The sequence below is a fragment of the Cellulosimicrobium sp. NPDC030954 genome (assembly GCF_055571305.1).
The window spans coordinates 886,635-910,298 of record NZ_JBVIFN010000001.1 but is presented as its reverse complement, the minus strand read 5'-3'; the positions used below and the strand labels follow the sequence as shown (position 1 = coordinate 910,298).

At 74.9% G+C, this 23,664-nt stretch carries 24 protein-coding genes; 13 read left to right on the top strand and 11 right to left on the bottom strand.

All coding sequences use genetic code 11. The features are described 5' to 3' along the window. Nucleotides 1–91 precede the first annotated feature (91 nt). Nucleotides 92–1,003: a LysR substrate-binding domain-containing protein gene (locus tag ACZ402_RS03880; protein WP_375825973.1), complete on the bottom strand. Its 912-nt coding sequence runs from the start codon at nt 1,001–1,003 to the stop codon at nt 92–94. Nucleotides 1,004–1,093: 90 nt separating this feature from the next. Here ACZ402_RS03880 and ACZ402_RS03875 point away from each other — a divergent pair, with 90 nt between their 5' ends. Continuing rightward, the gene (locus ACZ402_RS03875; protein WP_047232055.1) at nt 1,094–1,474 is read left to right on the top strand and encodes a DUF5997 family protein; all 381 of its coding nucleotides are present in this window, start codon (nt 1,094–1,096) and stop codon (nt 1,472–1,474) included. 4 nt (nt 1,475–1,478) lie between these two features. Here ACZ402_RS03875 and ACZ402_RS03870 read toward each other — a convergent pair whose 3' ends face one another. Together ACZ402_RS03870 and ACZ402_RS03865 are read right to left on the bottom strand one after the other, a co-directional pair. Continuing rightward, a complete protein-coding gene (locus tag ACZ402_RS03870; protein WP_375825972.1) occupies nt 1,479–1,880 on the bottom strand; it encodes an Rdx family protein in 402 nt (133 codons plus the stop codon). A gap of 69 nt (nt 1,881–1,949) precedes the next feature. Further along, on the bottom strand, nt 1,950–3,344 hold the full coding sequence (locus tag ACZ402_RS03865) for a DUF2252 domain-containing protein (RefSeq protein ID WP_375825971.1): 1,395 nt from the start codon (nt 3,342–3,344) through the stop codon (nt 1,950–1,952). 141 nt (nt 3,345–3,485) lie between these two features. Between ACZ402_RS03865 and ACZ402_RS03860 the strand changes: the two genes are divergently transcribed. After that, the gene (locus tag ACZ402_RS03860; protein WP_375825970.1) at nt 3,486–4,712 is read left to right on the top strand and encodes a class I SAM-dependent methyltransferase; all 1,227 of its coding nucleotides are present in this window, start codon (nt 3,486–3,488) and stop codon (nt 4,710–4,712) included. Nucleotides 4,713–4,777: 65 nt separating this feature from the next. Here the strand turns inward: ACZ402_RS03860 and ACZ402_RS03855 are convergent, their stop codons facing one another. Beyond that, nucleotides 4,778–5,188, bottom strand: coding sequence for an FKBP-type peptidyl-prolyl cis-trans isomerase (locus ACZ402_RS03855; RefSeq protein ID WP_375825969.1), 411 nt, complete (start codon nt 5,186–5,188; stop codon nt 4,778–4,780). Nucleotides 5,189–5,325: 137 nt separating this feature from the next. Between ACZ402_RS03855 and ACZ402_RS03850 the strand changes: the two genes are divergently transcribed. From ACZ402_RS03850 to ACZ402_RS03840, 3 genes are read left to right on the top strand one after another with little or no spacing between them, the layout of a single operon-like run. Beyond that, nucleotides 5,326–6,213: an alpha/beta fold hydrolase gene (locus ACZ402_RS03850; RefSeq protein ID WP_375825968.1), complete on the top strand. Its 888-nt coding sequence runs from the start codon at nt 5,326–5,328 to the stop codon at nt 6,211–6,213. Continuing rightward, nucleotides 6,206–6,832: a TetR-like C-terminal domain-containing protein gene (locus tag ACZ402_RS03845; RefSeq protein WP_375825967.1), complete on the top strand. Its 627-nt coding sequence runs from the start codon at nt 6,206–6,208 to the stop codon at nt 6,830–6,832. Before ACZ402_RS03850 ends, ACZ402_RS03845 begins: the two co-directional genes overlap by 8 nt. Before the next feature lie 31 nt (nt 6,833–6,863). Further along, nucleotides 6,864–7,376, top strand: coding sequence for a hypothetical protein (locus ACZ402_RS03840; RefSeq protein WP_375825966.1), 513 nt, complete (start codon nt 6,864–6,866; stop codon nt 7,374–7,376). A gap of 42 nt (nt 7,377–7,418) precedes the next feature. On the opposite strand, the gene ACZ402_RS03835 is transcribed toward ACZ402_RS03840, so the two are convergent. Continuing rightward, nucleotides 7,419–8,828, bottom strand: a complete 1,410-nt coding sequence (locus tag ACZ402_RS03835) for a cystathionine beta-synthase (protein ID WP_375825965.1) — start codon at nt 8,826–8,828, stop codon at nt 7,419–7,421. Between the two features lie 125 nt (nt 8,829–8,953). On the opposite strand from ACZ402_RS03835, the gene ACZ402_RS03830 reads away from it, so the two are divergent. Further along, nucleotides 8,954–9,655, top strand: coding sequence for a DUF5701 family protein (locus ACZ402_RS03830; RefSeq protein WP_375825964.1), 702 nt, complete (start codon nt 8,954–8,956; stop codon nt 9,653–9,655). A gap of 82 nt (nt 9,656–9,737) precedes the next feature. On the opposite strand, the gene ACZ402_RS03825 is transcribed toward ACZ402_RS03830, so the two are convergent. Both ACZ402_RS03825 and ACZ402_RS03820 read right to left on the bottom strand, forming a co-directional pair. Further along, complete coding sequence (locus ACZ402_RS03825; RefSeq protein ID WP_375825963.1) at nt 9,738–10,256, bottom strand: hypothetical protein; 519 nt, start codon at nt 10,254–10,256, stop codon at nt 9,738–9,740. 2 nt (nt 10,257–10,258) lie between these two features. Further along, nucleotides 10,259–11,179 (bottom strand): Bax inhibitor-1/YccA family protein, encoded by a 921-nt coding sequence (locus tag ACZ402_RS03820; protein ID WP_375825962.1) that lies wholly within the window; start codon nt 11,177–11,179, stop codon nt 10,259–10,261. Between the two features lie 375 nt (nt 11,180–11,554). Here ACZ402_RS03820 and ACZ402_RS03815 point away from each other — a divergent pair, with 375 nt between their 5' ends. From ACZ402_RS03815 to ACZ402_RS03800, 4 genes are read left to right on the top strand one after another with little or no spacing between them, the layout of a single operon-like run. Further along, nucleotides 11,555–12,544: an ABC transporter ATP-binding protein gene (locus ACZ402_RS03815; protein WP_375825961.1), complete on the top strand. Its 990-nt coding sequence runs from the start codon at nt 11,555–11,557 to the stop codon at nt 12,542–12,544. Beyond that, a complete protein-coding gene (locus ACZ402_RS03810; RefSeq protein WP_375825960.1) occupies nt 12,541–13,413 on the top strand; it encodes an ABC transporter permease subunit in 873 nt (290 codons plus the stop codon). The genes ACZ402_RS03815 and ACZ402_RS03810 overlap by 4 nt, the downstream gene beginning before the upstream one ends. Then, nucleotides 13,410–14,909: an ATP-binding protein gene (locus ACZ402_RS03805; protein ID WP_465272300.1), complete on the top strand. Its 1,500-nt coding sequence runs from the start codon at nt 13,410–13,412 to the stop codon at nt 14,907–14,909. Before ACZ402_RS03810 ends, ACZ402_RS03805 begins: the two co-directional genes overlap by 4 nt. After that, nucleotides 14,906–15,607 (top strand): response regulator, encoded by a 702-nt coding sequence (locus tag ACZ402_RS03800; protein WP_264030037.1) that lies wholly within the window; start codon nt 14,906–14,908, stop codon nt 15,605–15,607. The genes ACZ402_RS03805 and ACZ402_RS03800 overlap by 4 nt, the downstream gene beginning before the upstream one ends. Nucleotides 15,608–16,254: 647 nt before the next feature. On the opposite strand, the gene ACZ402_RS03795 is transcribed toward ACZ402_RS03800, so the two are convergent. Then, nucleotides 16,255–17,517 carry a cell division protein PerM gene (locus ACZ402_RS03795; protein WP_375825782.1) on the bottom strand — a complete coding sequence of 421 codons (1,263 nt, stop codon included), beginning with the start codon at nt 17,515–17,517 and terminating at the stop codon, nt 16,255–16,257. An 80-nt stretch (nt 17,518–17,597) separates the two neighbouring features. On the opposite strand from ACZ402_RS03795, the gene ACZ402_RS03790 reads away from it, so the two are divergent. Genes ACZ402_RS03790 through ACZ402_RS03780 form a run of 3 tightly spaced genes read left to right on the top strand, consistent with a single transcriptional unit; the run spans nt 17,598 to nt 19,497 of the window. Further along, nucleotides 17,598–18,443: a patatin-like phospholipase family protein gene (locus ACZ402_RS03790; protein WP_313663491.1), complete on the top strand. Its 846-nt coding sequence runs from the start codon at nt 17,598–17,600 to the stop codon at nt 18,441–18,443. Next, entirely contained in the window at nt 18,440–18,844 is a 405-nt protein-coding gene (locus ACZ402_RS03785) for a hypothetical protein (protein WP_375825780.1), read from the top strand. Before ACZ402_RS03790 ends, ACZ402_RS03785 begins: the two co-directional genes overlap by 4 nt. Next, a complete protein-coding gene (locus ACZ402_RS03780) occupies nt 18,841–19,497 on the top strand; it encodes a lysophospholipid acyltransferase family protein (protein ID WP_375825778.1) in 657 nt (218 codons plus the stop codon). The genes ACZ402_RS03785 and ACZ402_RS03780 overlap by 4 nt, the downstream gene beginning before the upstream one ends. Nucleotides 19,498–19,614: 117 nt before the next feature. Here the strand turns inward: ACZ402_RS03780 and sucD are convergent, their stop codons facing one another. The 3 genes from sucD to ACZ402_RS03765 form a co-directional block, all read right to left on the bottom strand. Then, the gene (gene sucD / locus ACZ402_RS03775; RefSeq protein WP_087471388.1) at nt 19,615–20,505 is read right to left on the bottom strand and encodes a succinate--CoA ligase subunit alpha; all 891 of its coding nucleotides are present in this window, start codon (nt 20,503–20,505) and stop codon (nt 19,615–19,617) included. Nucleotides 20,506–20,542: 37 nt separating this feature from the next. Beyond that, the gene (sucC, locus tag ACZ402_RS03770) at nt 20,543–21,712 is read right to left on the bottom strand and encodes an ADP-forming succinate--CoA ligase subunit beta (protein ID WP_204540351.1); all 1,170 of its coding nucleotides are present in this window, start codon (nt 21,710–21,712) and stop codon (nt 20,543–20,545) included. 198 nt (nt 21,713–21,910) lie between these two features. Beyond that, the gene (locus ACZ402_RS03765) at nt 21,911–23,515 is read right to left on the bottom strand and encodes an OmpA family protein (RefSeq protein ID WP_375825777.1); all 1,605 of its coding nucleotides are present in this window, start codon (nt 23,513–23,515) and stop codon (nt 21,911–21,913) included. Nucleotides 23,516–23,664: the final 149 nt, after the last annotated feature.

Sequence of the window (23,664 nt, the reverse complement as noted above, 5' to 3'; positions counted from 1 at the left end):
GCTTATATAAGTCAAGGGTGATCCAGGCTCGCCCGTCGCAGCGTGCGAACGCGCTCCGGGCGTCCCGGTCACGTCGGCCCCGGGCCGGTCCTCACCGGCGCTTCCCGCCCCGCCCGCGGGAGTCCCGCCCCTTCTGGCCGCCGCCGCGGCCCTGCTTCCCCCCGCCGGGACGCCCGCGCGCCGACCCGCCGCGCGCTCCCCCGCGCGCCGACCCGCCGCGCCCGCCCTCACGACCGTCCTGCCCACCGGTCCCGCCGCGGCCCGCGCCGCGCGGCGCCTCGGGCTCCGCCGGGGCCGCCTCCGCGCGACGGCCGCGCGAGCTGTTGACCGTGCGACCCCGCACGATCCCGACCATCTCCTCGACCAGCTCGTCGTCCCGGTCCGCGACCCACGCGAGCGCGACCGGGGCGGTCGGCGCGTCGTCGAGGCGCCGGTACGTCACGTCCTTGCGGTGGTGCAGCCGCGCGAGCGACTGCGGCACGACCGCCACCCCCACGTTCGCCGCGACGAGCACGACGGCGTCGCCCGTCGTCGCCGGACGCTCGACGGCCGGCGTGCCCGGGGGCGTCGGGGCGTCGTCGGCGGCGCCGGGCTCGCCGGCCCAGGGCACGACGTCGTCGAGCGCTCGCAGCAGCACGTCGTCGGCGAGGTCGGCGAGGGCGACGGGCTCGTCGGGCTCGAGCGCGGCGAGCAGGTGGTCGCGCGAGACGAGCACGACCGGCGTCTCCTCGTAGAGCCGGATCGCGCTGAGCACGTCGCGGTCGACCGGCAGGCGGAGGATCGCGGCGTCCGCCTCGTCGTCGCGCAGCGCGCGCTCGGCGTCGCGCGCCTCGACGGCCACGAGGTCGAGCGGGACGTCCGCGAGGCGCTCGCGCCACGTGCGCACCCACTTCGCCGGCGTCGCGCCCGGCACGTACGCGAGCCGGAACCGCCGCGCCGCACCGCCGTCGTCGGGGGTCGCGCCGTTCGTCACCTCGGGGGCCGTGCCCGCGTCGTCGTCCACCCGACCAGCCTAGGCGCGCCGCCGGACGCGCTCCCGTCGGCGCCAGGACGCGGGCCGCCGATGCCCGACCGGCCGACTACCCTGGAGCCCATGACCCCCAAGCAGTCCGCGCAGACCATGAAGCCCGCCACCGCGGCGAAGAAGCTCGGGGTGTACCTGCCCGCCACGCCGCCGGAGTTCCAGGAGGGCACGATCACGCGGGCCCAGCTCGAGGAGCTCGAGAAGAACCCGCCGGAGTGGCTCGCCGACCTGCGCCGCAACGGCCCCCACCCGCGCCCCGTCGTCGCGGGACGGCTCGGCGTCTCCATCTCGGGCCTCACGCGCGGCGGCCTCACCGAGCCGCTGACGACGGAGGAGATCGACGCGCTGCGCCAGGACCCGCCCGCGTGGCTCGCGACCGAGCGCGAGGTGCAGAAGAAGGTCCGCGCCGAGGAGGAGCGGCTCGCCGCCGCCCGCGCCAAGAAGGGCTGAGCCCTCAGCCCTCCGGCGGCGCCTCGCCCCCGGCCCCTGACCGGGCGGCGGCCCGGTCGGTGTGCCCGAGCGCGAGGTCCGGCGCGACGGCGTCGCGCACGCGCCGCTTGAGGTCCGGGATCTCGGGGAACCCGCCGTCGGCCTTGCGGTCCCAGAGGAGCACGGGCCCGTCGCCGGCGTCGAGCGTGACGCGGAAGACGCCGTCCGTCCCCGGCACCAGGGCGACCTCGCCGAGCCGCGTGCGGAACGTCTGGAGCAGCTCCTGGGCGACCCACGCCGCGCGCAGGAGCCACCGGCACTGCGTGCAGTACTCCACCGCCACGCGTGCCGTCCCGCGCGGGACGACGGTCGGCACCTCGGCGGGGGCGGCTGCCTCGGGGCCCGTGGGCTCGGTGTCGTGCGACATGGCGCCCAGCCTACGGTCGGTGGTCGCGGCGCCGGGCCGGGCGGGCGCGCACGCCGGCCCCGCCTCGGCTCACGTCCCGCGCTCGGCCGGGACCCGTCCGCTCGCGACGGCGGCCTCGAGCGCGGCGTAATCCCCCTCCACGACGTCCGCGTACGCGCGCGACCAGCGCGCGATGGCCTGGTCGAAGGCGTCGGAGCGCCCGAGGTAGCCGTGGGCGACCCGCGCACCGGGCGACTGGCTGTGCGCCCGGGCGAGCACGCGCCCGCAGAGCTCGCCGTACCGCACGAACTGCGCCGGGGCGAGCCGGTCGAGCTCCACCGAACCCTTCATGTCGCGGAACTGCCGGAAGAAGAAGTCCACGCGCGGGCGGCCCGTGCGTTCCGGCGCCTCGATGGTGATCCAGCCCAGGAACGGGTCCGAGTGCGCCTGCAGGATGCGCTGGGACGTCACCACACGACGACCCTGCGCCGGGAGCGCCCCGGCCGCAACGAGGCCGGACGGCAGCGCGTCGGGCATCCCGCCGTACCGCGAGAGGACGGACGTCTCGGCCTCCTTCGCCTGCAGGACGAGCGCCTCGCCCTCGGGCCCCTCGAACAGCAGGATGTAGCAGCGGGTCCCGACGCTGCCGACCCCGACGACGCGCAGCACGAAGTCGACGAGCTCGAACTGGCCGAGCAGGAGCCGGACGTCCGCCCGCAGGGGCTCGCGGTACTGCCGGAAGAGCACCGTCAGCTCCTCGACCGACACGCGGTCGACGTGCTGGGTCACGGGCGGCTGGTCGACGATCCGCGGGCGGCCGTCGGTGCTGCGCGTCGTGATCTTCTGCACCACCTGCTCCGAGGTGCGCTTGCGCGCCTTCTTCACCGTGCGGCGCAGCTCCTCGCGCCCCTCCTTGCGCAGCAGGGGCTCGATCGCGTCCGTCTCGACCTGGAACGCGAACCGCTCGAGGGCGCTGCGCGCGAACAGGTCGGCGAGCGCCTCCCGGTACCCGCGCACCGCCTGCTGCGCGGCCTCGCCGCACTCGGCCTCGGACATCCCCTTGTCGCGGCCACCGACGTACATGCTCGCCGCGAGCCGCTTGACGTCCCACTCCCACGGGGCGTCGCTCGCCTCGTCGAAGTCGTTGAGGTCGAACACGAGCCGCCGCTCGGGCGACGCGAAGAGGCCGAAGTTGGAGACGTGGGCGTCGCCGCACGCGACGACGTGGGCGCCGGTGCGCGGTCCGTCGCGCAGGTCGTGCGCCATCGTGGCCGCCGTGCCGCGGTAGAACGCGAACGGCGACTCGAGCATGCGCCCGACGCGCAGCGGGACGAGCTCCTGGAGCCGGTCGCGGTTCTGCTCCTCGATGACGGCGACCGGGTCGCGCTCGGGGAGCAGCAGCGCCCCCTGCGTGCGGCGCGGCACCCGGTCGCGCAGGGCGCGCCCCGCCGCGCGGGACTCGGCCAGGGTTCGCGGGACGTCCACGGGTGCCTCCTCGCTGTCCGGGAACCGCACAGTAGCGCTCGCGGCGGCGCACGGCACGGCGACGCCGGGTGAGGTTCGGCGGAGCGACGGCGTGGGAGCGACCGGGACGGGGAACGGCGTGCCGTCGGGGAGACTGGACCGGTGACGACCTCCCCGCCCGACCTCGCCGCGCTGCTCGCGCGCCTGCGCACCGACGACGCCGGCCCGGCCCGCGAGGACGCCCCGGTCGCTGTGGACCCCGCGGACCGCCTGCTGCTCGACCTCCTGCGCGACGAGGCCGCGCCGTGGCTCGCGAGCGCCGGCCCGGGCGCCCTGGCGGTCGTCGACGACCGGTACGGGGCCCTCACGCTGGGCGCCGCGCTGCTCGCCGCCACGGCGTCGACCGAGGCGGGCCCGGCGTCCCGAGATGCGAGGGTGCGCGTCCACCAGGACGCGCGCACCGCGGAGGCGGCCCTCGACGCGAACGCGGCGGCGCTCGGCCTGGGCGACGCGTACGCGCGCCACGGCCTCGGGGCCGGGCTCCTCGCGGGGGCGCGCGTCGTGCTGCTGCGCCTGCCCCGCGGCCTCGCCGCGCTGCGCGACGTCGCGGAGCACGTCGCGCGCGAGGCCGACCCGGGCGTCGTGCTGCTGGCGGGCGGCCGCGTGAAGCACATGACCCGCGCGATGAACGACGTGCTCGCCGAGTCGTTCGCCGACGTGCGCCCGAGCCTCGCGCGCGGGAAGTCGCGCGTGCTCGTCGCGTCGTCGCCGCGCCCCGCGCGCGGCGGGCTCACCTATCCCGTGACGGCCGACCTGCCCGACGTCGGGCTGCGGGTCGTCGCGTTCGGGGCGGCCTTCGCAGGGGCGGGCCTCGACCTCGGCACGCGGTTCCTGCTCGAGCAGCTCGACGCGGCGGGCCCGGCCGGATCGCCGCCCGGCGGGTCGGGCGCGGGGCCGCGCGACGTCGTCGACCTCGGCTGCGGGACGGGGCTGCTCGCCACGTGGGCGGCCCGGCGGTGGCCGGACGCGCGGGTCGTCGCCGCTGACCGCTCCGACGCGGCGGTGCGGTCGGCGGCGCTCACGGCGCGGGAGAACGGGGTCGGCGGCCGCGTGCGCACGGTGCGCGACGACGCGGGCGCGACGCTGGCCGACGCGAGCGCCGACGTCGTGCTGCTCAACCCGCCGTTCCACGACGGGGCGGCCCTGCGCACCGACGCGGCGCACCGCATGTTCGCGACGGCGGGCCGCGTCCTGCGGCCGGGCGGCGAGCTGTGGTGCGTGTGGAACGCGCACCTGCGCTACCGGCCGGCGCTGGAGCGTGCGGTCGGCCCGACCACCCAGGTCGCGCGCGGCCCACGCTTCACCGTGACCCGCTCCACGCGCCGCTGAGTGCGGGGTGCTCGTCGTCGGGACGGCTCCGCGGCGACGAGCACCCCGCACTCAGCGGGGAGGTGTCACTGGACGTCGACGACGTCCACCACGAAGACGAGCGTGTCGGTGCCCGCGATGCCGGCCTGCGGCACGCCGCGCTGGCCGTAGCCGTGCTCCGGCGGGATCGAGAGCAGCACGCGCGAGCCGACGTTCTGGCCGACGAGGCCCTTGTCCCAGCCGCCGATCACGGCGCCGACGCCGATCGGGAACGCGATCGTGTCGCCGCGGTCGTACGAGTTGTCGAACACGTGCCCGCCCCACGTCTGGCCGAGGTAGTGCACGACGATGTTGCGCCCCGACGTGACGGCCGGGCCGTCGCCCTCGCTGAGCACGACGACCTGCAGGCCGCTGGGCGCGCCCGTCTCCGGGAAGGTGAGCGTCGGCTTCTCGCCGAAGGATCCGGATGCCGCGGGGAGGGTGGGCTGGTCGGTCACGAGGTTGCCTCTCGTCGGGTGCAGGAAGCCCGCGCGGGCGCGGGTCTCCCCACCTTACGCGGGGTCGCCCCAGCACGACCGGGGCGACCGTCGCACGCCCCTTGCCACCTCTGGCTAATGGCATTAGCCTCGTGGCTATGAACACGAGCCAGCAGTCCGTCGTGCACCGCCTCGCCCGGGCCGAGGGGCGCCTCGCCTACACCGACGAGGGCGCCGGGCCCCTCGTCGTCGCGTCGCCCGGCATGGGCGACCTGCGCGCGACCTACGACGACGTCGCCCCGCACCTCGTGGCCGCGGGCTACCGCGTGGTCGTCGTGGACCTGCGCGGCCACGGCGACAGCGACACCACGTTCTCGACCCACGGCGACGAGGCGACCGCGTCCGACTACGTCGCGCTCGTCGAGCACCTGGACGCCGGGCCCGCCGTGCTGCTCGGGAGCTCCATGGCGGCGTCGGCCGCCGTGGTCGCCGCGGCCGAGCGCCCCGACCTCGTGCGCGGCCTCGTCCTCCTCGACGGGTTCCTGCGCGAGCCGTCGTCGCCCGCGAAGCTCCGTGCGATGCGCGTGCTCTACCGCCTCGCGCTCGCGCGGCCCTGGGGCGCCGCGTTCTGGGCGTCGTTCTACGGGTCGCTGAACAGGGGCCGCACGCCCGCGCGCCTCGCCGACCACCAGGCCGCGATCCGGGCCAGCCTCGCCGAGCCGGGGCGCCTGCGCTCCTTCCGCGACCTGACCCTCCAGCTCGACCACCGGGTCGTCGAGCCGCGCGTCGCGCAGGTCCAGGCGCCCGCGCTCGCGATCTTCGGCGCGCTCGACCCCGACTATGCCGACCCTGCCGCCGAGGCCGCGTGGGCGCAGGAGTCGCTCGGCGCGACGACCCTCGTCCTCCCCGAGGTGGGCCACTACCCCCAGCTCCAGGCGCCCGAGGAGGTCGTGGCCGCGACGCTCGCGTTCCTCGCGGACCTGCCGGACGACGCCGCGCGCCCTGCCGGCGCGCGCCGCGAGGGGTCGGAGGGCACCCGTGGCTAGGGCGGGGCTCTCGCACGCGGCGGTCGTGGGGATCGCCGTCGACCTGGTCGACGCGGGCGGCCCGACCGGGTTCGCCGACCTCACGCTCGCGAAGGTCGCCGTGCAGGCGGGCGTCGCGACGCCGAGCCTCTACAAGCACGTCGGGTCGCTCGCGGCGCTGCAGCGCGAGGTCGCCGTGGTGTCGGTCGAGGACTACACGCGGGCGCTCACCGACGCGACGGTCGGGCTCGCCGGGCCCGACGCCCTCGCAGCCCTCGCGCACGCGACCCGGCGCTACGCCCGCGCGCACCCGGGCCGGTACGCCGCGGTCCAGGTGGCACCCGACCCCGACGACCCCGCCGACGCCGCGCTCACCGCGGCGGCGAGCCGCAGCGTCCAGGTCGTCGGCGCGGTGCTGCGCGGCTTCGCCCTCCCCGAGGACCGCACGATCGACGCGATCCGGTCCGTGCGCGCGAGCCTGCACGGATTCGTCGCGCTCGAGCTCGGTGGAGGCTTCCGGCTCCCGGACGACCTCGACCACAGCTTCGAGGTCCACGTGTCCGCCGTCCTCGCGGGACTGGCCGCGCTGGGTACGCCTCGGGGCGGCGAGGGGCTCCGCGGAGCCCCTCCCGCGTCTTGACGTCGCGGGCGCCACCCGCGACGATGCGCCGGTGATCGAGCTCTTCGCGCGCGACATCGACGTCCACTACGGGTTCGTCCACTTCCGGGAGGAGGACGGCGACTGGCCCGAGCTCAGCAGGGAGGGCCAGGAGAACGGCCTGCTCGAGCACGGGCCCACCGACGCCCTCGCGATGACGACCGGGCTCCACACCGGCGCGGTCCCCTTGCGCGTGGAGTGGCACCCGGTGGAGCCGCCGTTCGACGACGCCTGGCAGGACGTGGTCGAGGCGTCGGTCGAGCTCACCACCCCGCACCTGCTGATCGCGTCGTTCGACGACGGGGAGCCCGTGTCGGCACCGCACCTCGGGTGGCACCGCGCCCGCTACGTGGCGAGCGAGATGGACGCCGGCAGGGCCATGGACTGCCCGGTCGACGGCGAGTCCGCGCCCGACTCGTACCTCCTCCAGCTCTGGCCTGCGCCGCCTGGTCGGGACCGGGTCGTCAGGGTGACGAGCGAGGTGGCCGCCTACTGGCACGCGGTCGCCCGCGGCGAGCGCAGGTGACGGGCGCCGGCGCTCGACCGACGCCCGTCCCGCGGTCGCCGCTCACCGCGCGGCGACGAACCCCAGGAGGTCGTGCCGCGTGAGGACGCCGACCGGGTCGCCGTCCTCGACGACGAGCAGCGCGTCGGCGCCGTGCAGCGCGGCGCGCACCGCCTCGACGCCCTCGCCCGCGCCGATCAGCGGGAACCGGGGCTCCATGTGCTGGTCCACGCGGTCGGCGAGGGACGCGCGTCCGGAGAACACGGCGTCGAGCAGCTCGCGCTCGCTCACCGACCCTGCGACCTCGCCGCTCTTCACCGGCGGCTCGGCGCCCACGACGGGCATCTGGGAGACGCCGTACTCGCGCAGGATCTCGATGGCGTCGCGGACGGTCTCGCTCGGGTGCGTGTGGACGAGGTCGGGCAGGCGGCCGTCCTTGGCGCGCAGCACGTCGCCCGCGGTCACGCCCTCCTCGTCGGGCAAGAACCCGTACGACCGCATCCAGGCGTCGTTGAAGATCTTCGACAGGTAGCCGCGCCCGCTGTCGGGCAGGAGCACCACGATCACCGCCCGCGCCGCGGCCTCCGGGTCCTCCTCCTCGAGCCGGCGCGCGAGCCGCAGCGTCGCCTCGACCGCCATGCCGCACGACCCGCCGACGAGCAGCCCCTCCTCGCGCGCGAGGCGCCGCGTCATCGCGAACGAGTCGGCGTCCGTCACGGCGATGACCTCGTCGGGGACCGACGGGTCGTACGCGGCCGGCCAGAAGTCCTCGCCCACGCCCTCGACGAGGTACGGCCGACCGTCGCCGCCCGAGTACACCGAGCCCGCCGGGTCGGCGCCCACGACGCGCACGCGGCCGCCGTCGGCCTCCGCGCGGTCGGCGGAGACGTCCTTGAGGTAGCGGCCGGTACCCGTGATGGTGCCGCCGGTGCCGACGCCCGCGACGAAGTGGGTCACGCGGCCGTCGGTGTCCGCCCAGACCTCCGGGCCGGTGGACTCGTAGTGCGACGCCGGGCCGTTCGGGTTCGCGTACTGGTTCGGCTTCCACGCCCCCGGGATCTCGCGGACGAGGCGGTCGGAGACGGAGTAGTAGGAGTCCGGGTGGTCCGGCGCGACGGCGGTCGGCGTCACGACGACGCGCGCGCCGTACGCGCGCAGCACGTCCCGCTTGTCCTGACTCACCTTGTCGGGGCACACGAACACGCAGTCGTACCCCTTGCGCTGCGCGACGAGCGCGAGGCCGACGCCGGTGTTGCCGGACGTGGGCTCGACGATCGTGCCGCCGGGGGCCAGCTCGCCCGACGCCTCCGCGGCCTCGACCATCTTCAGCGCGATGCGGTCCTTCACCGAGCCGCCGGGGTTCCCGTACTCGACCTTGGCGAGGATCGTCGCGCTGAGGCCTTCGGTGACACGGGACAGCCGGACGAGCGGGGTACCGCCGACGAGCTCGGACACGTGCTCTGCGTATCTCATGCCCCGATCATCCCCGATCCGTGGGGCGCGCGTGCGTCGTGCGACCCCTCGCCGCCACGGCGGCGGGAATTTCCGTACGGTGTACAGCGTTGAGCCCTCCGACCGCCCCGACCGAGAGGTGACCTGTGCCCGAGACGACCACCGCCGCCCCGCACCCGACCGCGCCCGAGACGGGGCTCCCCGACCTGCCCGACGTCGTCGCCCAGGCCGAGCGCCTCGTCGCGCTCGGCGTCCACGAGATCGCCGGGCTGACGGCCGACGCGCTCCGCACCGCCGCGGCCGGCCTCGCCGCGACCGCGCCCGACGGCTCGCTGCTCGTCGTCGATCCGCGGCTCGCGCCGCCGTCGGCCCTCGCACCGCTGCTGCGGCTGCCGGCGCGCGACGGCGAGAAGGAGGGCTTCGTCGTCGTCGACATGACGGACGTCGACCGATTCGTGCCGATCGAGGGCGTCGAGGTCCCCGACGGCCCGCTCTACCTCGTGGCCGGCCCGGACCGCGGCGACGACCTGGCGAACTGGTCGCCGGACGAGGCGCTGCCCGAGCTCACGGCCCGCGGCCGCACGCCGATGCTGCTGCACGAGGGCATCCACTGGGCGCTCCAGGCCCCGAGCGTCCTCACGCGCAACCTCTGCTACATGACCATCGGGTCCCGCCTGCGCAAGCCCGACGGCCGCCTCGACGCCCGCACCCCGGCGCTGTGGATCTCGAACGGCACGGGTCGCGACGGGCGCGAGCGCCGCGGCGCCCCGAAGGTCGGCTGGTGCTGGGCCGGCAACCGCCACACCTGGCTCGGCTTCGCTTCGACGACGACCCGCCTCCCCGCCTGACGCAGCCCGCGCGTGTGGGCATGGAATGGGCCCGGTTCTCGGTCGAGAACCGGGCCCATTCCATGCCCACAACGATCCGGGCTCAGCCGAAGAAGCCCAGGAGGGCGACGAGGACCACGACGACGCCGAGCACGACGACGAGGAGCGGCCGGTCGGACGCCTCGCGCGCGGTGAGGCGACCCAGCCCGGCCCCGATCGCGGCGGTGACCCCGACGACGGCGGCCGCGCCCGCGACGAGCGCTCCCCCGCCGCTCGCGCCCGCGTCCGCGAGCTGCCGCGCGAGGCCGCCGGCGAGCATCGAGCCCCACAGGGCGCCCGCGACGAGGCCGAGCGCGGCGAACACCAGCGCGGCCCGGCGCTCGGACGCGTCGCGCGTGATCCGGGTGCCGAGCCACGCCACCGCGGCGCCCGCCGTCGGCACGCTGAGCAGGATGAGGAGGGCCACGAACGCGAGCCACGCGGGCGGCGCGCCGGAGACCACCATGTAGAGGACCTGGACGCCGAGCATCGCCGCCGCAGCGACGACAAGGCCGGCGAGAAAGACCGGCACCCGCGGCGGGAGGTCCGCCGCGGGTGCCGGTTCACGGGTGCTGCGCGCCACCGTCAGTCGCTGCTCTGCAGGATCGCGAAGAGGCGCAGGAACTCGAGGTACAGCCAGATCAGCGTGACCATGAGGCCGAACGCCGCCGACCACGCGAACTTCGCGGGCACGCCCGCCTCGACGCCGCGCTTGATCGAGTCGAAGTCGACGATGAGCGACGCGGCGGCGAGGCCGACCGCGACGAGGCCGATGATGATGCCCCACGTGCCACCACGCATGCCCCAGCCGTCGAGGACGCCGAACAGCACGAGCACGACGTTGACGAGCGAGAACGCGAGGTACCCGACCATCGCGATGAGCAGCCAGCGCGTGAACTTGGGCGTGACGCGGACCTTCCCGGACTTGAACAGGAAGAGCGCCGCGGCGAACGTCGCGACGGTCGCGAGGACCGCCTGGAAGACGATGTCCGTCACGCTGCCGCCGTTGCCGACGGTCATCGAGCCGAACGCCAGGCTGATGCCACCGAGGAACAGGCCCTGGGCGACGGTGTAGGCGACGATGAGCGCCGGGCTCGGGTTGCGCCGGAACGCGTTGACCAGACCGAGCACGAGGCCGGCGATCGCACCGATCAGGTACAGGAACGGCATCTGCGGCGTGAGGTACCACGACGCCGCCCCGACGACCACGAGGAGGGCGAGCAGGCCGCCCGTCTTCATGATGACGTCGTCGTAGGTCAGGCGCTTGGTGTCCGCCGTGGTCGCCGACGGCGCGTTGTACATCGCGTCGAGCGACGCGGCGTCGGCGGTCTGGGCGCCGTACGCGCCCCACTGCGCGCCCTGCTGCGCGGGCGGCGTGCCGTACGCGGGGCCCTGCCCCTGCGGCGGCGGGGTCCCGTAGGCGGGTCCGGCCTGCGTGGCCGCCCCACCGCGCCGGTTCTTCGGCTCGCCGAAGACCGCGCTGTTGTTGAAGACGGGGTTGCTCATGAGCTCCTCCTGGTCGCGGCGTCCACTACCTCTCAGCGGGCCTCGTCATCGGCGTCTCGCCTCGAGTCGGGTGTCGCTGGCCTGTGTTCATCCTAGGGAACGTGCGAGCCGAGGCCACTGTTCCCGCCGGTTTTTCGCCTCTCGGGGGCGAAGTCCCGACCAGCGGACCACCCGACGACGCGCCGCGTACGCCGCGCGGTGTACGGCGCCCGGCCCATGCCCCGGGCAAGATACGTCGCACGGGGGCTGTCCGACGTCGTGCACGTCCCTAGGCTCGAGACGTACCTCGCGGAGAGGGCCCCGGCCAGACCGGCGCGACCCCGCCCGCGAGCACCAGAACCATCCCGGACGAACGACCCTCGGAGGGGCGAAGTCATGATCGAAGCACGCGGCCTGACCAAGCGGTACGGGCCCAAGACCGCGGTGGACGGCATCTCGTTCACCGTGCGTCCCGGGACCGTCACCGGCTTCCTCGGCCCCAACGGCGCCGGCAAGTCCACGACCATGCGCATGATCATGGGTCTGGACCGCCCGACCGCGGGGACCGTCACCGTCAACGGGCGCCCGTACGCGCAGCACCGCTCCCCCCTCACCGAGGTGGGCGCGCTGCTCGACGCGAAGGCCGTCCACACCGGGCGCACCGCCTACAACCACCTCCTCGCGATGGCCACGACGCACGGCATCCCGACCAAGCGCGTGGACGAGGTCATCGACATGACCGGCCTGCAGTCGGTCGCGAAGAAGCGCGTCGGCGGCTTCTCGCTCGGCATGGGCCAGCGCCTCGGCATCGCCTCCGCGCTGCTCGGCGACCCCAGGACGCTCATCCTCGACGAGCCGGTCAACGGCCTCGACCCCGAGGGCGTCCTGTGGGTGCGCAACCTCGCCCGGTACCTCGCGTCGGAGGGCCGCACGGTCTTCCTGTCGAGCCACCTCATGAGCGAGGTCGCCCTCACGGCCGACCACATCATCGTCATCGGCAAGGGCCGCATCATCGCGGACGCCCCGGTGAGCGACATCGTCAACGGCACCCAGCAGCGCACCGTCCGCGTCCGCACGCCGCACGCGACGCAGCTCGCCGAGATCCTCACGAGCGACGGCGCGACCGTCACGAGCGACGAGCCGAGCCTGCTCGTGGTCACCGGCGCGGACGCGCCCGGGATCGGCGAGCTCGCCGCCGCGAAGGGCTTCGTCCTGCACGAGCTCACGCCCGTCACCTCGACGCTCGAGGACGCCTACATGGCCCTCACGGCCGACTCCGTCGAGTACCAGACCGAGTCCGCGCAGATCCACATCGGCCACGGTGCGACGGGTGCCCCTGCCGACGCCCCGGCCACCACCGACTCCCTCGAAGGAGCGCAGCGATGAGCGCCACGACCCTCGCCCCGGGCGCGACCAGCCCGACGGCGTCCCGCACGTCCCCGTACCGCCTCACGTTCGGCCACGTGCTGCGCGCGGAGTGGATCAAGTTCCGCTCGCTGCGCTCCACGTGGTGGACGCTCGGCATCACCGTCGCCGTGATGGTGGGCTTCTCGCTCATGTTCGCCGCCGTCGTGTCGTCGATGGACTCGGCGGGCGTCTCGGCCGAGGAGGCCGGGATGGGGGCTGCGGACGGCGTCGGCGTCATGGTCATCACGGTCGGCTACTCGTTCGCGCAGCTCGCCGTCGCGGTGCTCGGCGCGCTCACCGTCACGGGTGAGTACTCCACCGGCATGATCCGCTCGACGCTCTCCGCCGTCCCGCGCCGCACGCCCGCGCTCGCCGCGAAGATGATCGTCGTCGGGGTCGTCACCGCGGTCACGACCGCCGTCGCGGTCGGCCTGTCCTACCTCGTGACGTACCCCATCCTGTCCGGCAAGGACATGACGGTCGACTTCTCGTCCGCCGACGACCAGCGCGCCCTGATCGGCGTCGTGCTGTACCTCACGGCCGTCGCGCTGTTCTCCGTCGCTGTCGGTGTCCTGCTCCGCAGCTCGGCCGGCGCGATCTTCACGCTCGTCGCGGTGTTCTTCGTCCTCTCCATGGTCCTGGGCATCGTCCAGGGCGTCACGGGAGCCGACTGGGTCCAGACGGTCATGAACTCGCTGCCCGCGTCCGCGGGCGAGCAGGTCGTGCTCGGCGGCGGCATGTCGTCCCCCGACGCGATCGACCCGTGGCCCGGCTACGCCGTGCTCGTGGGGTGGACCGCGGCGCTCACCGTCGCCGCGGCGGTCGTGCTCAAGCGCCGGGACGCGTGACCACCCGGCCCACCACCCCGCCGACGCCGGACGAGCAGCCTGCTCGTCCGGCGTCGGCCGTGGCGTCCCCGGACGCCGCCGCGCCGAACGCGCCGGGGACCGCGCCCCTGCCGATGCGGCCCGCGCCCGAGCCGTTCACCGAGCTCGACGCGCGACGCCTCGGTCCGGTGCGCCGCTACTTCGCCCGCCGCCCGGTCGTCATGGACTGGGTCATCGTCGCGGTGTTCGTCGTGCCGGGCGTGCTCTACGCGCTCCTCGCGGAGCAGCCCCGCGGCTCGACCCCGCTGTCGCTCGTGTTCTTCCTCCTCGGCGGGACGCTCCTGTACTGGCGCCGTCGGCGACCCGTCACCGTCGCGCTCGGTCTCACCGTCCTCGGCGTCCTCGCGATCGCGGTCACCGGCGACACCGCCGGGTTCGAGGTCGCGGCGATGTTCGCGGTCTACGCCGTCGCCGCGTCGCGGCCGTCGCGCATCGCGTGGCCGGTCCTCGCCATCGTCGTGCTGGCACTGTCCGGCGCGACCCTCCTCTGGTACGACGTCATCACCACCGCCGACGGGGAGGTCCTGCGCCAGAGCGTCGAACCCGGGCGCGCGACCGTCGACCGCATCGTCGGCATCCTCGTCACGACCGTCCTGTGCCTGATCGCCCTCGCGATCGGCACCAACGTGCGCGCCCGCCGGCAGCACGTGTCCGACCTCGTCGAGCGCGCGAACTCCATCGCGCGCGACCGCGACCAGCAGGCCCAGCTCGCCGCCGCCGCCGAGCGCACGCGCATCGCGCGCGAGATGCACGACGTCGTCGCGCACTCCCTCACGGTCATGGTCGCCCTCGCGGACGGCGCCAAGGCGTCGGGCGCCAAGAACCCCGAGCTCGCGGGCCACGCGCTCGACGAGCTCACCGCGACCGGCCGCGCCGCCCTCGCCGACATGCGCCGCGTGCTCGGCGTCCTGCGCGAACCCGGGGGCGAGCAGACCGTGCCGCTCGCCCCGGCGCACGAGACGCCCGAGCTCGAGGAGATCGTCGAACGCTTCCGCACCGCGGGCCTGCCCGTGCGGCTCGTCCGCTCCGGCCCCCAGCCGAACCCGGGGCCGGCGCTGCGCCAGACCGCGCACCGCATCGTCCAGGAGTCCCTGACGAACGTGCTGCGCTACGCGCCCCTCTCCCCCCTCGTGCTCGTCGAGGTCTCCCGCCGCGCCGAGCCCGGCGCGGACTGGCTCGAGCTGCGGGTCGTCAACCAGGCCGGCCGCCGGCCCGGCGAGGGCTCGAGCGCCGACGAGCGCGGTCTCCCACCCTCCGTCGCGGAGCAGCACCCGCCCGGCGTCCCGGTCGGGACCGGCCGCGGCATCATCGGGATGCGCGAGAGGGCGGCCGTGTACGGCGGTACGGTGTCGGCGGGGCCGAGCGGCACCGGCTGGGAGGTGCGGGCGAGCCTGCGCCTCGACCTCGACCCCGGCCGGGACACCGGCGGACGCGACGACGGACGGGAACGCACATGACGGACAGCGGCGCACCGACCCGGGTGCTGCTCGTCGACGACCAGGCGCTGCTGCGCATGGGCTTCCGCATGATCCTCGCCGCCGAGGACGACATCGAGGTCGTCGGCGAGGCCGGGGACGGCGAGACCGGGATCGCGCAGGCCGCCGCCCTGCGGCCCGACGTCGTGCTCATGGACGTCCGCATGCCCGGCACCAACGGCATCGAGGCGACCGAGCGCATCGTCGCCGCCCAGCCCGAGTCACGGGTCATCATCCTCACCACGTTCGACCTCGACGAGTACGCGTTCGCCGCCCTGCGCGCCGGCGCGAGCGGGTTCCTCCTCAAGGACGCCAAGCCGGGCGAGCTCGTCGGGGCGATCCGCGCCGTCGCGAGCGGCGACGCCGCCGTCTCCCCGCGCATCACACGCCGCATGCTCGAGATGTTCTCCGGGCAGCTCCCCCAGGACGGCACGACCGCCCCCGCCCCCACCCAGACCGGCCTGCACGACCCCCGCCTCGCCGAGCTCACGGCCCGCGAGCTCGAGGTCTTCGAGGCGCTCGGCGAGGGTCTGACGAACGCCGAGATCGCCGAGCGCTTCGTCCTGTCCGAGGCGACCGTCAAGACCCACGTCGGCCGCGTCCTCGGCAAGCTCGGCCTCCGCGACCGCGTCCAGGCCGTCGTCCTCGCCTACGAGACGGGCGTAGCCCGCCCGTCCTGAGTCCGCCCAGGTAGAGGCGTGGTCCGCCCAGGTAGAGGCCCGGTCTCGTGCCCGACGGCGGTCTGGTCACCTTGGGTGGCGGGGTGGGTGGTGGTGCCGCGTCTACCATCCGCGCCGCTCGTTCCTCGCGTCGCTCCCGCCAGGCCCGCCACGACGCGGCACCACCACCCACCCCGCCCGGCGTCGTCTCACCCTGGCCTCCGCTCACCTCGGGCGACTGCCCGCGGTGTCGGTACGCGATCCAGGTCTCCGTAGCCGCATCCGGTCGTGGCACGACACCGCCGCGCCGCGGATGCGGGTCATGGGTCGCGCGCGGTCGCGTCGCGACCTTGTCGTCGCGACAACACGCCGAACAGGTGGTCTCGGTTTGTCCTGGTCGTCTGACGAGCCGCGGTCGCCTTTTCGGCCTGCCAGGACCGCCTGGTCGGCTTGCCACCGAGCCATGGCGAGACGACGGCCGAGCGGTGGGGGTGGGCTCGGATGCGAAGGGGCGTCAGAGCGGCGCTCCTAGAACCCACGGCCGAAGGGCCGGGGTGACGGCGCCGCAGCCCCGAGCACCGAGGCCACCCGCGCCGCGGACCCCACCCGGCGGGCCGGAGGTTGAACCACGGCTCTACCTCGGCGGAACGCGGCTCTACGTCGGCAGGTCAGGCCTCGTCGTCGAGGGGGTCGCCGTGGCGGCGGCCCAGGACGTCGAGGCGCGCCCAGAGGATCGCGAGCGCGGCGCCGCCGCCGATCTCGGCCGCGGCGAGGGCTCCGACGACGAGCGCGTCGGCGCCGACGACCTCGAGGCGCCCGGGCCCGACGGCTCCGCCCGCGAGCCAGCTCACGCCCCCGACGAGGAGTCCCGCGCCGAGCGCGACCCCGCCCACGGCGAGGGCGACGTCGAGCCACCGGACGTCGTCGTCGGGGTGGGTGCCGGTCACGTCGCGCAGGCGGCGCCAGACGAACGCCCCGGCCACGACCCCGAGGGCGACGACGACCGCGGGCACCCAGGGCGTGAGGGGGTTGGTCCAGTCGTCGCCGGGCAGCGCGCCGAGGAGCGGGATCGCGGGCAGCGCGCCCGGCTCCGCGCCGCTCGGCGCGAACGTGCTGCCCTCGCCGACGGCGAAGCCCGGCCCGACGAGCCACGCCCCGGCCCAGGCCACGACGTTCGGCAGGACGGCGAGCTGTGCGAGGGCGAGGACGATCCCGCCGACGGTCCCGGGCACGAGCCCGGCGACGATGTCGCCCGACGTCGCGCGCCCGGCGACGAGCCACGCCCCGACGACGACGGCGGAGACGCCGGCCAGCAGGCTCGTGCCCAGCAGCCCGCCGCGCAGGCCCAGCCGGACCGTCGGCGGGACCCAGCGGTCGAGCCGTTGCGTGAGGTCGCCGACGAGGGGGGCGTCGGGTCGCGCGAGGATCCCGGCCCCGAGGCCGAGCCCGCCGACGAGCGCGCCCCCGACGACGGCGACGGCGAGGCCCCACGGCGGGGTGGACCCGGCGAGGAGCGCGACGCCGAGCGTCGCGAGCGCGTAGGTCACGGTGCCCGCGACCCAGGCGGACAGGGTCGTGTGCGCGGAGCGGCGGGCCGACGCGAAGCAGCAGAACAGCGCGAGGGCGGTGAGCCCCAGCGGGACCAGCGTGACCGTCGTCCCGCTCGCGACGAGCGGCACCCCATGCCCGAGGAGCCAGAACCCGGCGGCGATCGTCACCGACTGCCCCCACCCAGAGCCCTCGGAGGACCCGGTGGACGACGCGAGGAAGGCCACGACGCCGGGCAGCACCACGACCGCGAGCGACAGCGCGAGCGCCTGGAGCGCGGCGAGCACGCCCGACGGCCCGCGCCGGGCCGCGACCGGTGCAGGGGCGGGGCTGCCGTCCACGGTGCGCGTGCGCGCACCACGCGTCGTGCTGGTGGTGCTCATGGTGCCCATCGTCGTCGATCGAGTGGTCGGTCTGTCGCATTTCCCCGGCGCGCCAGCCTACCCGCGCCTACGATCGGTCCATGACGACGGCGCCCGCCCCGACCGCGTTCGTCCTGGGCGGCGGGGGCGTGCGCGGCGCGGTCCAGATCGGCATGCTGCGTGCGCTGCTGGAGCGCGGGATCACGCCCGACCTGGTCGTCGGCACGTCCATCGGCGCGATCAACGGCGCCGCCCTCGCGGCCGACCCCACGCCCGCCGTCGTCCCCCGCCTCGAGTCGGCCTGGTCGTCGCCTGCGGCGGCGCAGGTCTACGGCGAGGCGTGGTACCGCCAGGTGCACCGGCTCGCCACGACGCGCACCCACCTCGCCAGCCCGGCGCCGCTGCGCGCGCTCCTGCGGCAGGTGCTCGGCGAGCGCACCACGTTCGCCGACCTCGCCGTGCCGCTCGTCGTCGCCGCAGCGTCCATCGAGCGCGCGGCCGAGCGCTGGTTCAGCGACGGCCCGCTCGTCGACGCCGTGCTCGCCTCGGCGTCCGTCCCGGGCGCGCTGCCGCCCACGCGCATCGGGGACGAGCACTACGTCGACGGCGGCGTGGTCTCCTCGATCCCGCTAGGCGAGGCCGTGCGCCGCGGCGCCCGCACGGTCTGGGTGCTCCAGGTCGGCCGGATCGAGGAGCCGCTGCGGCCCCCGCGGACCGCGGTGGAGGTCGCGAAGGTGACGTTCGAGATCTCCCGACGGCACCGGTTCGCGCGCGAGCTCGCCGAGGTCCCCGACGACGTGACCGTCCACGTCCTGCCGAGCGGCGGGCCGCTCCCCGGCGACGACCGGCTCTCGTCGTCGCGCCGGCTGGACACGACCCGAGCGCGCGCCGCCTCGTCGTACGCGGCGGCGCGCCGCTACCTGGACGAGCTGGGCGGCGACGCGTGAACGTCCCGCCTCCGCCCCGATGGGTCCGCCGGCTGCTGCTCGCGCCGGCGGTCGTCGTCCTCGCGGTCCTGCTCGTCCCGACGAGCATCATGCTCGTCCTGCTCGTCGGCGGCATCGTGAGCTGGGCACTGCCCGGTCGCCTGCGCGCGCCGCGCGTCCTGTGGCTCGCGAGCTTCTACGTCGTGTGGGACGCCGCCGCCCTCGTCGCGCTGTTCGGCCTCTGGGTGGGCTCGGGCTTCGGATGGGCCCTGGACCGCCCGGCGTTCCGGCGCGCGCACGTCCGCCTCGCGGGCACGATGCTCTCGGTGCTCTTCTGGCAGGTGCGCTGGACGCTGCGGCTGCGGATCGACGTCGACCTCAGCGAGGCCGACGGGCTCGACGGGCCCCGGTGCTCGTGGTGAGCCGCCACGCGGGGCCGGGCGACTCGTTCGTCCTCATGGACCGGATCGTCAACGCGGCGGGCCGCGAGCCGCGCGTCGTCCTCAAGGACACGCTCCAGTGGGACCCGGCGATCGACGTCCTGCTGCACCGCGTGCCGGCGTACTTCGTGGTGCCGCGCTCCCGGCGACCGCACGGTGCGCCGTCGGGCAGCGAGGCGGTCGCCGCGCTCGCCACCGACCTGGCGCCGGACTCCGCCGTGCTGCTCTTCCCCGAGGGCGGGAACGTCACGCCGCGCCGCCGCGACGCGCGCATCGCGGCGCTGCGATCCTCCGGGGAGGGCGACCTCGCCGTCCTCGCCGAGGGGATGCCGCACGTCATGGCGCCGCACGTGGGCGGGTTCCTCGCCGCGCTCGACGCGACGCCGACGACGGGCGTGGCGGTCGTCACGCACACGGGCCTCGAGCGCCTGGTCACGGTGCGCGACATCTGGCGCGAGCTCCCGATGGACAAGCGGCTCACGCTCAAGATCTGGGCGACGCCCCGCGACGCGCTCCCGGCCGGGGACGAGGAGCGCGCGGCGTGGCTCTACGCGCAGTGGGTGCGCCTCGACGCGTGGCTCGCGGCGTCGGGGGCACCCACGGTCCCGAGCGCGGACCGCGACCCGGCCGCCTGAGACGGGACGTCCGGCGCGGCCAGGCCCATGACGCCGGACGCACGACGCCCCGCGACCGGCCGGTCGCGGGGCGTCGGGTCGTGGACCCGGGTCGTGGGTCCTACGGCAGACCCAGCGTCAGGCGAGGACCTCGCGCAGGAGCGCGGCGGTCTCGGACGGCGTCTTGCCGACCTTGACGCCGACGGCCTCGAGGGCCTCCTTCTTGGCCTGCGCGGTGCCCGCGGAGCCGGAGACGATCGCGCCGGCGTGGCCCATCGTCTTGCCCTCGGGGGCGGTGAAGCCCGCGACGTAGCCGACGACCGGCTTGGTGACGTGGTCCTTGATGTAGGCCGCGGCACGCTCCTCGGCGTCGCCGCCGATCTCGCCGATCATGACGATCGCCTTGGTCTCGGGGTCGTTCTCGAACGCCTCGAGCGCGTCGATGTGCGTGGTGCCGACGATCGGGTCGCCACCGATGCCGATGGCGGTCGAGAACCCGAGGTCCTTGAGCTCGTACATCATCTGGTAGGTCAGCGTGCCGGACTTCGACACGAGACCGACCGGGCCCTTGCCCGTGATGGTGTGCGGGGTGATGCCGGCGAGCGACTCGCCCGGCGTGATGATGCCGGGGCAGTTCGGGCCGATCATGCGCGTCTTCTTGCCCTGCAGGTAGGCCCAGACCTCGGCCGTGTCCTGGACGGGGACGCCCTCGGTGATGACGACGATGAGCGGCATCTCGGCGTCGACGGCCTCGATCGCGGCGTCCTTGGTGAACGCCGGCGGGACGAAGAGGACGGACACGTTCGCGCCGGTCTCGGCCATGGCCTCCGCCACCGTGCCGAACACGGGGAGCGTGACGTCGTTGCCCTCGTGGTCCTTGTGCGTGACGGTCGTGCCGGCCTTGCGGGCGTTGACGCCGCCGACGATCTGCGCGCCCGAGTCGAGCATGAGGGCGGTGTGCTTGGCACCCATCCCGCCGGTGATGCCCTGGACGATGATCTTGGAGTCGGAGTTCAGGTAGATCGACATGGTGTTCTCTGTCTCAGCTTTCCGCGTCGTCGGGCGATCAGGCGTTGGCCAGCTCGGCAGCCTTGTCGGCGCCGCCGTCCATGGTCTCGGCGAGCGTCACGAGCGGGTGGTTCGCCTCGCGCAGGATCGCGCGGCCGAGGTCCACGTTGTTGCCGTCGAGGCGCACGACGAGCGGCTTGGAGGCCTCGTCGCCGAGGATCTCGAGCGCGCCCACGATGCCCTTGGCGACCTCGTCGCACGCGGTGATGCCGCCGAAGACGTTGACGAACACCGACTTGACCTGCGGGTCGTTGAGGATCACGTCGAGGCCGTTCGCCATGACCTGCGCGTTGGCGCCGCCACCGATGTCGAGGAAGTTGGCCGGCTTCACGCCGCCGTGGGCCTCGCCCGCGTACGCGACGACGTCGAGCGTGCTCATGACGAGCCCCGCGCCGTTGCCGATGATGCCAACCTCGCCGTCGAGCTTGACGTAGTTGAGGCCGTTCGCCTTGGCCTTCGCCTCGAGCGGGTCGGTCGACTCCTTGTCCTCCAGCGCCTCGTGGTCCGGGTGACGGACCTCCGACGCGTTGTCGTCCAGCGTGACCTTGCCGTCGAGCGCGATGATCGAGCCGTCCTCGGTGCGGACGAGCGGGTTCACCTCGACGAGCGTCGCGTCCTCCGCCGTGAAGACGGTCCAGAGCTTCTGGATGACCGCCGCGACCGGGGCCTTGAGCTCCTCGGCGAAACCGGCGGCGTCGACGATCTCCTGCGCCTTGGCCTCGTCGATGCCCACGATCGGGTCGACGGCGACCTTGGCGAGCGCCTCGGGGCGCTCGACCGCGAGCTGCTCGATCTCCATGCCGCCCTCGACGGAGCACATGGCGAGGTAGTTGCGGTTCGACCGGTCGAGGAGCACCGAGAAGTAGAACTCCTCGGCGATCTTGGCGCCCTGGGCGACCATGACGCGGTGGACCGTGTGGCCCTTGATGTCCATGCCGAGGATCTCGGACGCCTTCTCGGCGGTCTCCTCGGGCGAGTGGGCGAGCTTGACGCCGCCGGCCTTGCCGCGGCCGCCGGTCTTCACCTGGGCCTTGACGACCACGGTGCCGCCGCCGAGCTTCTCGGCGCCCGCGCGGGCCTCCTCGGGCGTCGTCGCGACGACCCCGCCCAGCACGGGCACGCCGTGCTTCTCGAAGATGTCGCGCGCCTGGTATTCGAACAGGTCCACCCTGCTGCGTCCTTCCGTCTGATGCGCCGTGTGCGGCATGACCGATGTCTCGACATCAAGACATCCCCGTACAGGGTAGCCCGGGAAGCCCGGGGCTCCTATCGGTCGGCCGCGACCGCGCGCGGTGCCGCGTGTTCCGTTCGTCACGCGGGCGGCCCTCGCGGGCACGGTCGGCGGGCAACGAGGGACGACGGGGGCTCAGCCCGAGACCGGGACGTCCACGAACCGGATGGGCGTGCTGCCGTCGGTGACCGACGTCGAGCCTTCGGGGACGTCCACGACGACCGTGTCGAAGCCGAGATCCGGCCAGACCACGCTCACGGTCGACGTCGTCCCCGACGCCAGCGAGCCCACGGAGGCGTCGGCGAGGACGTTGCGGACCTGGTGCTCGTAGAAGTCCTGGTCGACGAGGTAGTCGACGGGATAGACCCGCACCCCGCCGTCGAGCAGGGTCACGTTGCTCGCCCCGAGCAAGCCCTGACCGAGCTCACCCCGGCCGTCCCGGACGGAGCCGAGGACGCTGACGAACGACGCCTGCTCCGGACCATCGTTGCGCACGGCCAGCTCGCCCACCAGGCACCGGCCGGCGCGCCGCACCTCGACCAGCTCGACGTGCAGGCGTTGGATCCCGCCGATGCCGTCGTCGTGGAGGACGACAGCGCCGCCCAGCCCTCGGATCGTCGGACCCTCCGAGGCGACGAGGCCGTCGGCCGACGGCGCCTCGACCACCGCGGCGTCCGCGGCGGGCGTGAACTCGACGGTCACCCGGCGGTTGAGCGCGCGCGCCTCGTCGGTCGACTCCGTCGTCACGGGCTCGCTCGCGCCACGCCCCTCGACCTGGACGTCGAAGCGGCCCAGGTCGGCGATCTCGGCCAGCCGGTCCGCGACGGCCCGCGCGCGCCGCTCCGAGAGCTCCTGGTTCACGGCTTCCTCACCCTGGTCGTCGGTGTGCCCGACGACGACCAGGTCGCCGTCGGCTGCGAGCGCGAGCTGCGCGACGACGGCGTCGAGTGCCCTGTCCGCGCCCGGGCCGATCACGGCCGAGTCGACGTCGAAGAGGACGTCGGAGTCGACGACGACGCTCACCACGTCGTGCGCGTCGCGCGTGCGCACGGCGTCGTCGGCCGTCGTGCTGAACGTCTCGAGGTAGGCGGAGGGCGCGACGACGTCCGCGAGGCCGCCCGGCGCGAGCTCGTCGAGCGGGACTGTCAGACCGCCCGCGTCGGCGACCTCGACCACGGGCACACCCTCGACCAGTCCCACCGCCGGGACGAGCACCGCGGTGGTGGCCGTGGTCGGGGCGTCGAACGCGACGTGACCGACGACGGGCTCCCGCCCGGGCGAGAGCATGTACTCCTCACCGAGAGACGCCAGGGCGACCCCGTCCGAGGTCCGCGCCGCTTCCCGCACCACGCCGGCCTCCAGGTCGACGAGGCGCACGCCGTCGAACGAGTCCTCCCGGGTGAGGGCCCGGTTGGCGAACACGAAACCCGCCATCACCGCCTCGTCGCCTCCGGTGGCCTCGACCTCGACACGGAGCACCGCGAGGTCGCCGTCGACGGCGACCGGCCCGACCTTCGCCGCGACGTCGACGCCGCGGACGTGGCCCTCGACCACGACCGGCGTGGGGTCCGTGGACCGGGCGGGTGTCGCGGCATCGACCGGCGCCGGCGACGCCCCGGCAGGCTCCTCCGGGCTGATCGTCACGCACCCCGCGACGAGCGTCGCCGTCGTCACGCCTGCCATGACCGCCAGGAGCGTGCGGCGCGCGCGTCCCCCGGGCGTGATGGACCGCTGGTGCATCTGCTCCTCTTCCGTCGTCGGTGCCCCCGCGCCCCCGGGACGCCGGCTCGGCGCCACGACCCTAGCGGACCGCGCGCGCCGTCCCGGCGACGCGCCCACGCACCACCGCGCGTCAACCCGCATTGACACGATGACCGTTGTCAACCTAG

Excerpts from the sequence above, each read along its gene's own strand:
- ACZ402_RS03875 (WP_047232055.1), top strand. The coding sequence starts at position 1,094 with ATGACCCCCAAGCAGTCCGCGCAGACCATGAAGCCCGCCACCGCGGCG.
- ACZ402_RS03870 (WP_375825972.1), bottom strand. The coding sequence starts at position 1,880 with ATGTCGCACGACACCGAGCCCACGGGCCCCGAGGCAGCCGCCCCCGCC.
- ACZ402_RS03850 (WP_375825968.1), top strand. The coding sequence starts at position 5,326 with ATGAACACGAGCCAGCAGTCCGTCGTGCACCGCCTCGCCCGGGCCGAG.
- ACZ402_RS03835 (WP_375825965.1), bottom strand. The coding sequence starts at position 8,828 with ATGAGATACGCAGAGCACGTGTCCGAGCTCGTCGGCGGTACCCCGCTC.
- ACZ402_RS03820 (WP_375825962.1), bottom strand. The coding sequence starts at position 11,179 with ATGAGCAACCCCGTCTTCAACAACAGCGCGGTCTTCGGCGAGCCGAAG.
- ACZ402_RS03815 (WP_375825961.1), top strand. The coding sequence starts at position 11,555 with ATGATCGAAGCACGCGGCCTGACCAAGCGGTACGGGCCCAAGACCGCG.
- ACZ402_RS03810 (WP_375825960.1), top strand. The coding sequence starts at position 12,541 with ATGAGCGCCACGACCCTCGCCCCGGGCGCGACCAGCCCGACGGCGTCC.
- ACZ402_RS03800 (WP_264030037.1), top strand. The coding sequence starts at position 14,906 with ATGACGGACAGCGGCGCACCGACCCGGGTGCTGCTCGTCGACGACCAG.
- ACZ402_RS03795 (WP_375825782.1), bottom strand. The coding sequence starts at position 17,517 with ATGAGCACCACCAGCACGACGCGTGGTGCGCGCACGCGCACCGTGGAC.
- ACZ402_RS03790 (WP_313663491.1), top strand. The coding sequence starts at position 17,598 with ATGACGACGGCGCCCGCCCCGACCGCGTTCGTCCTGGGCGGCGGGGGC.
- sucD (WP_087471388.1), bottom strand. The coding sequence starts at position 20,505 with ATGTCGATCTACCTGAACTCCGACTCCAAGATCATCGTCCAGGGCATC.
- ACZ402_RS03765 (WP_375825777.1), bottom strand. The coding sequence starts at position 23,515 with ATGCACCAGCGGTCCATCACGCCCGGGGGACGCGCGCGCCGCACGCTC.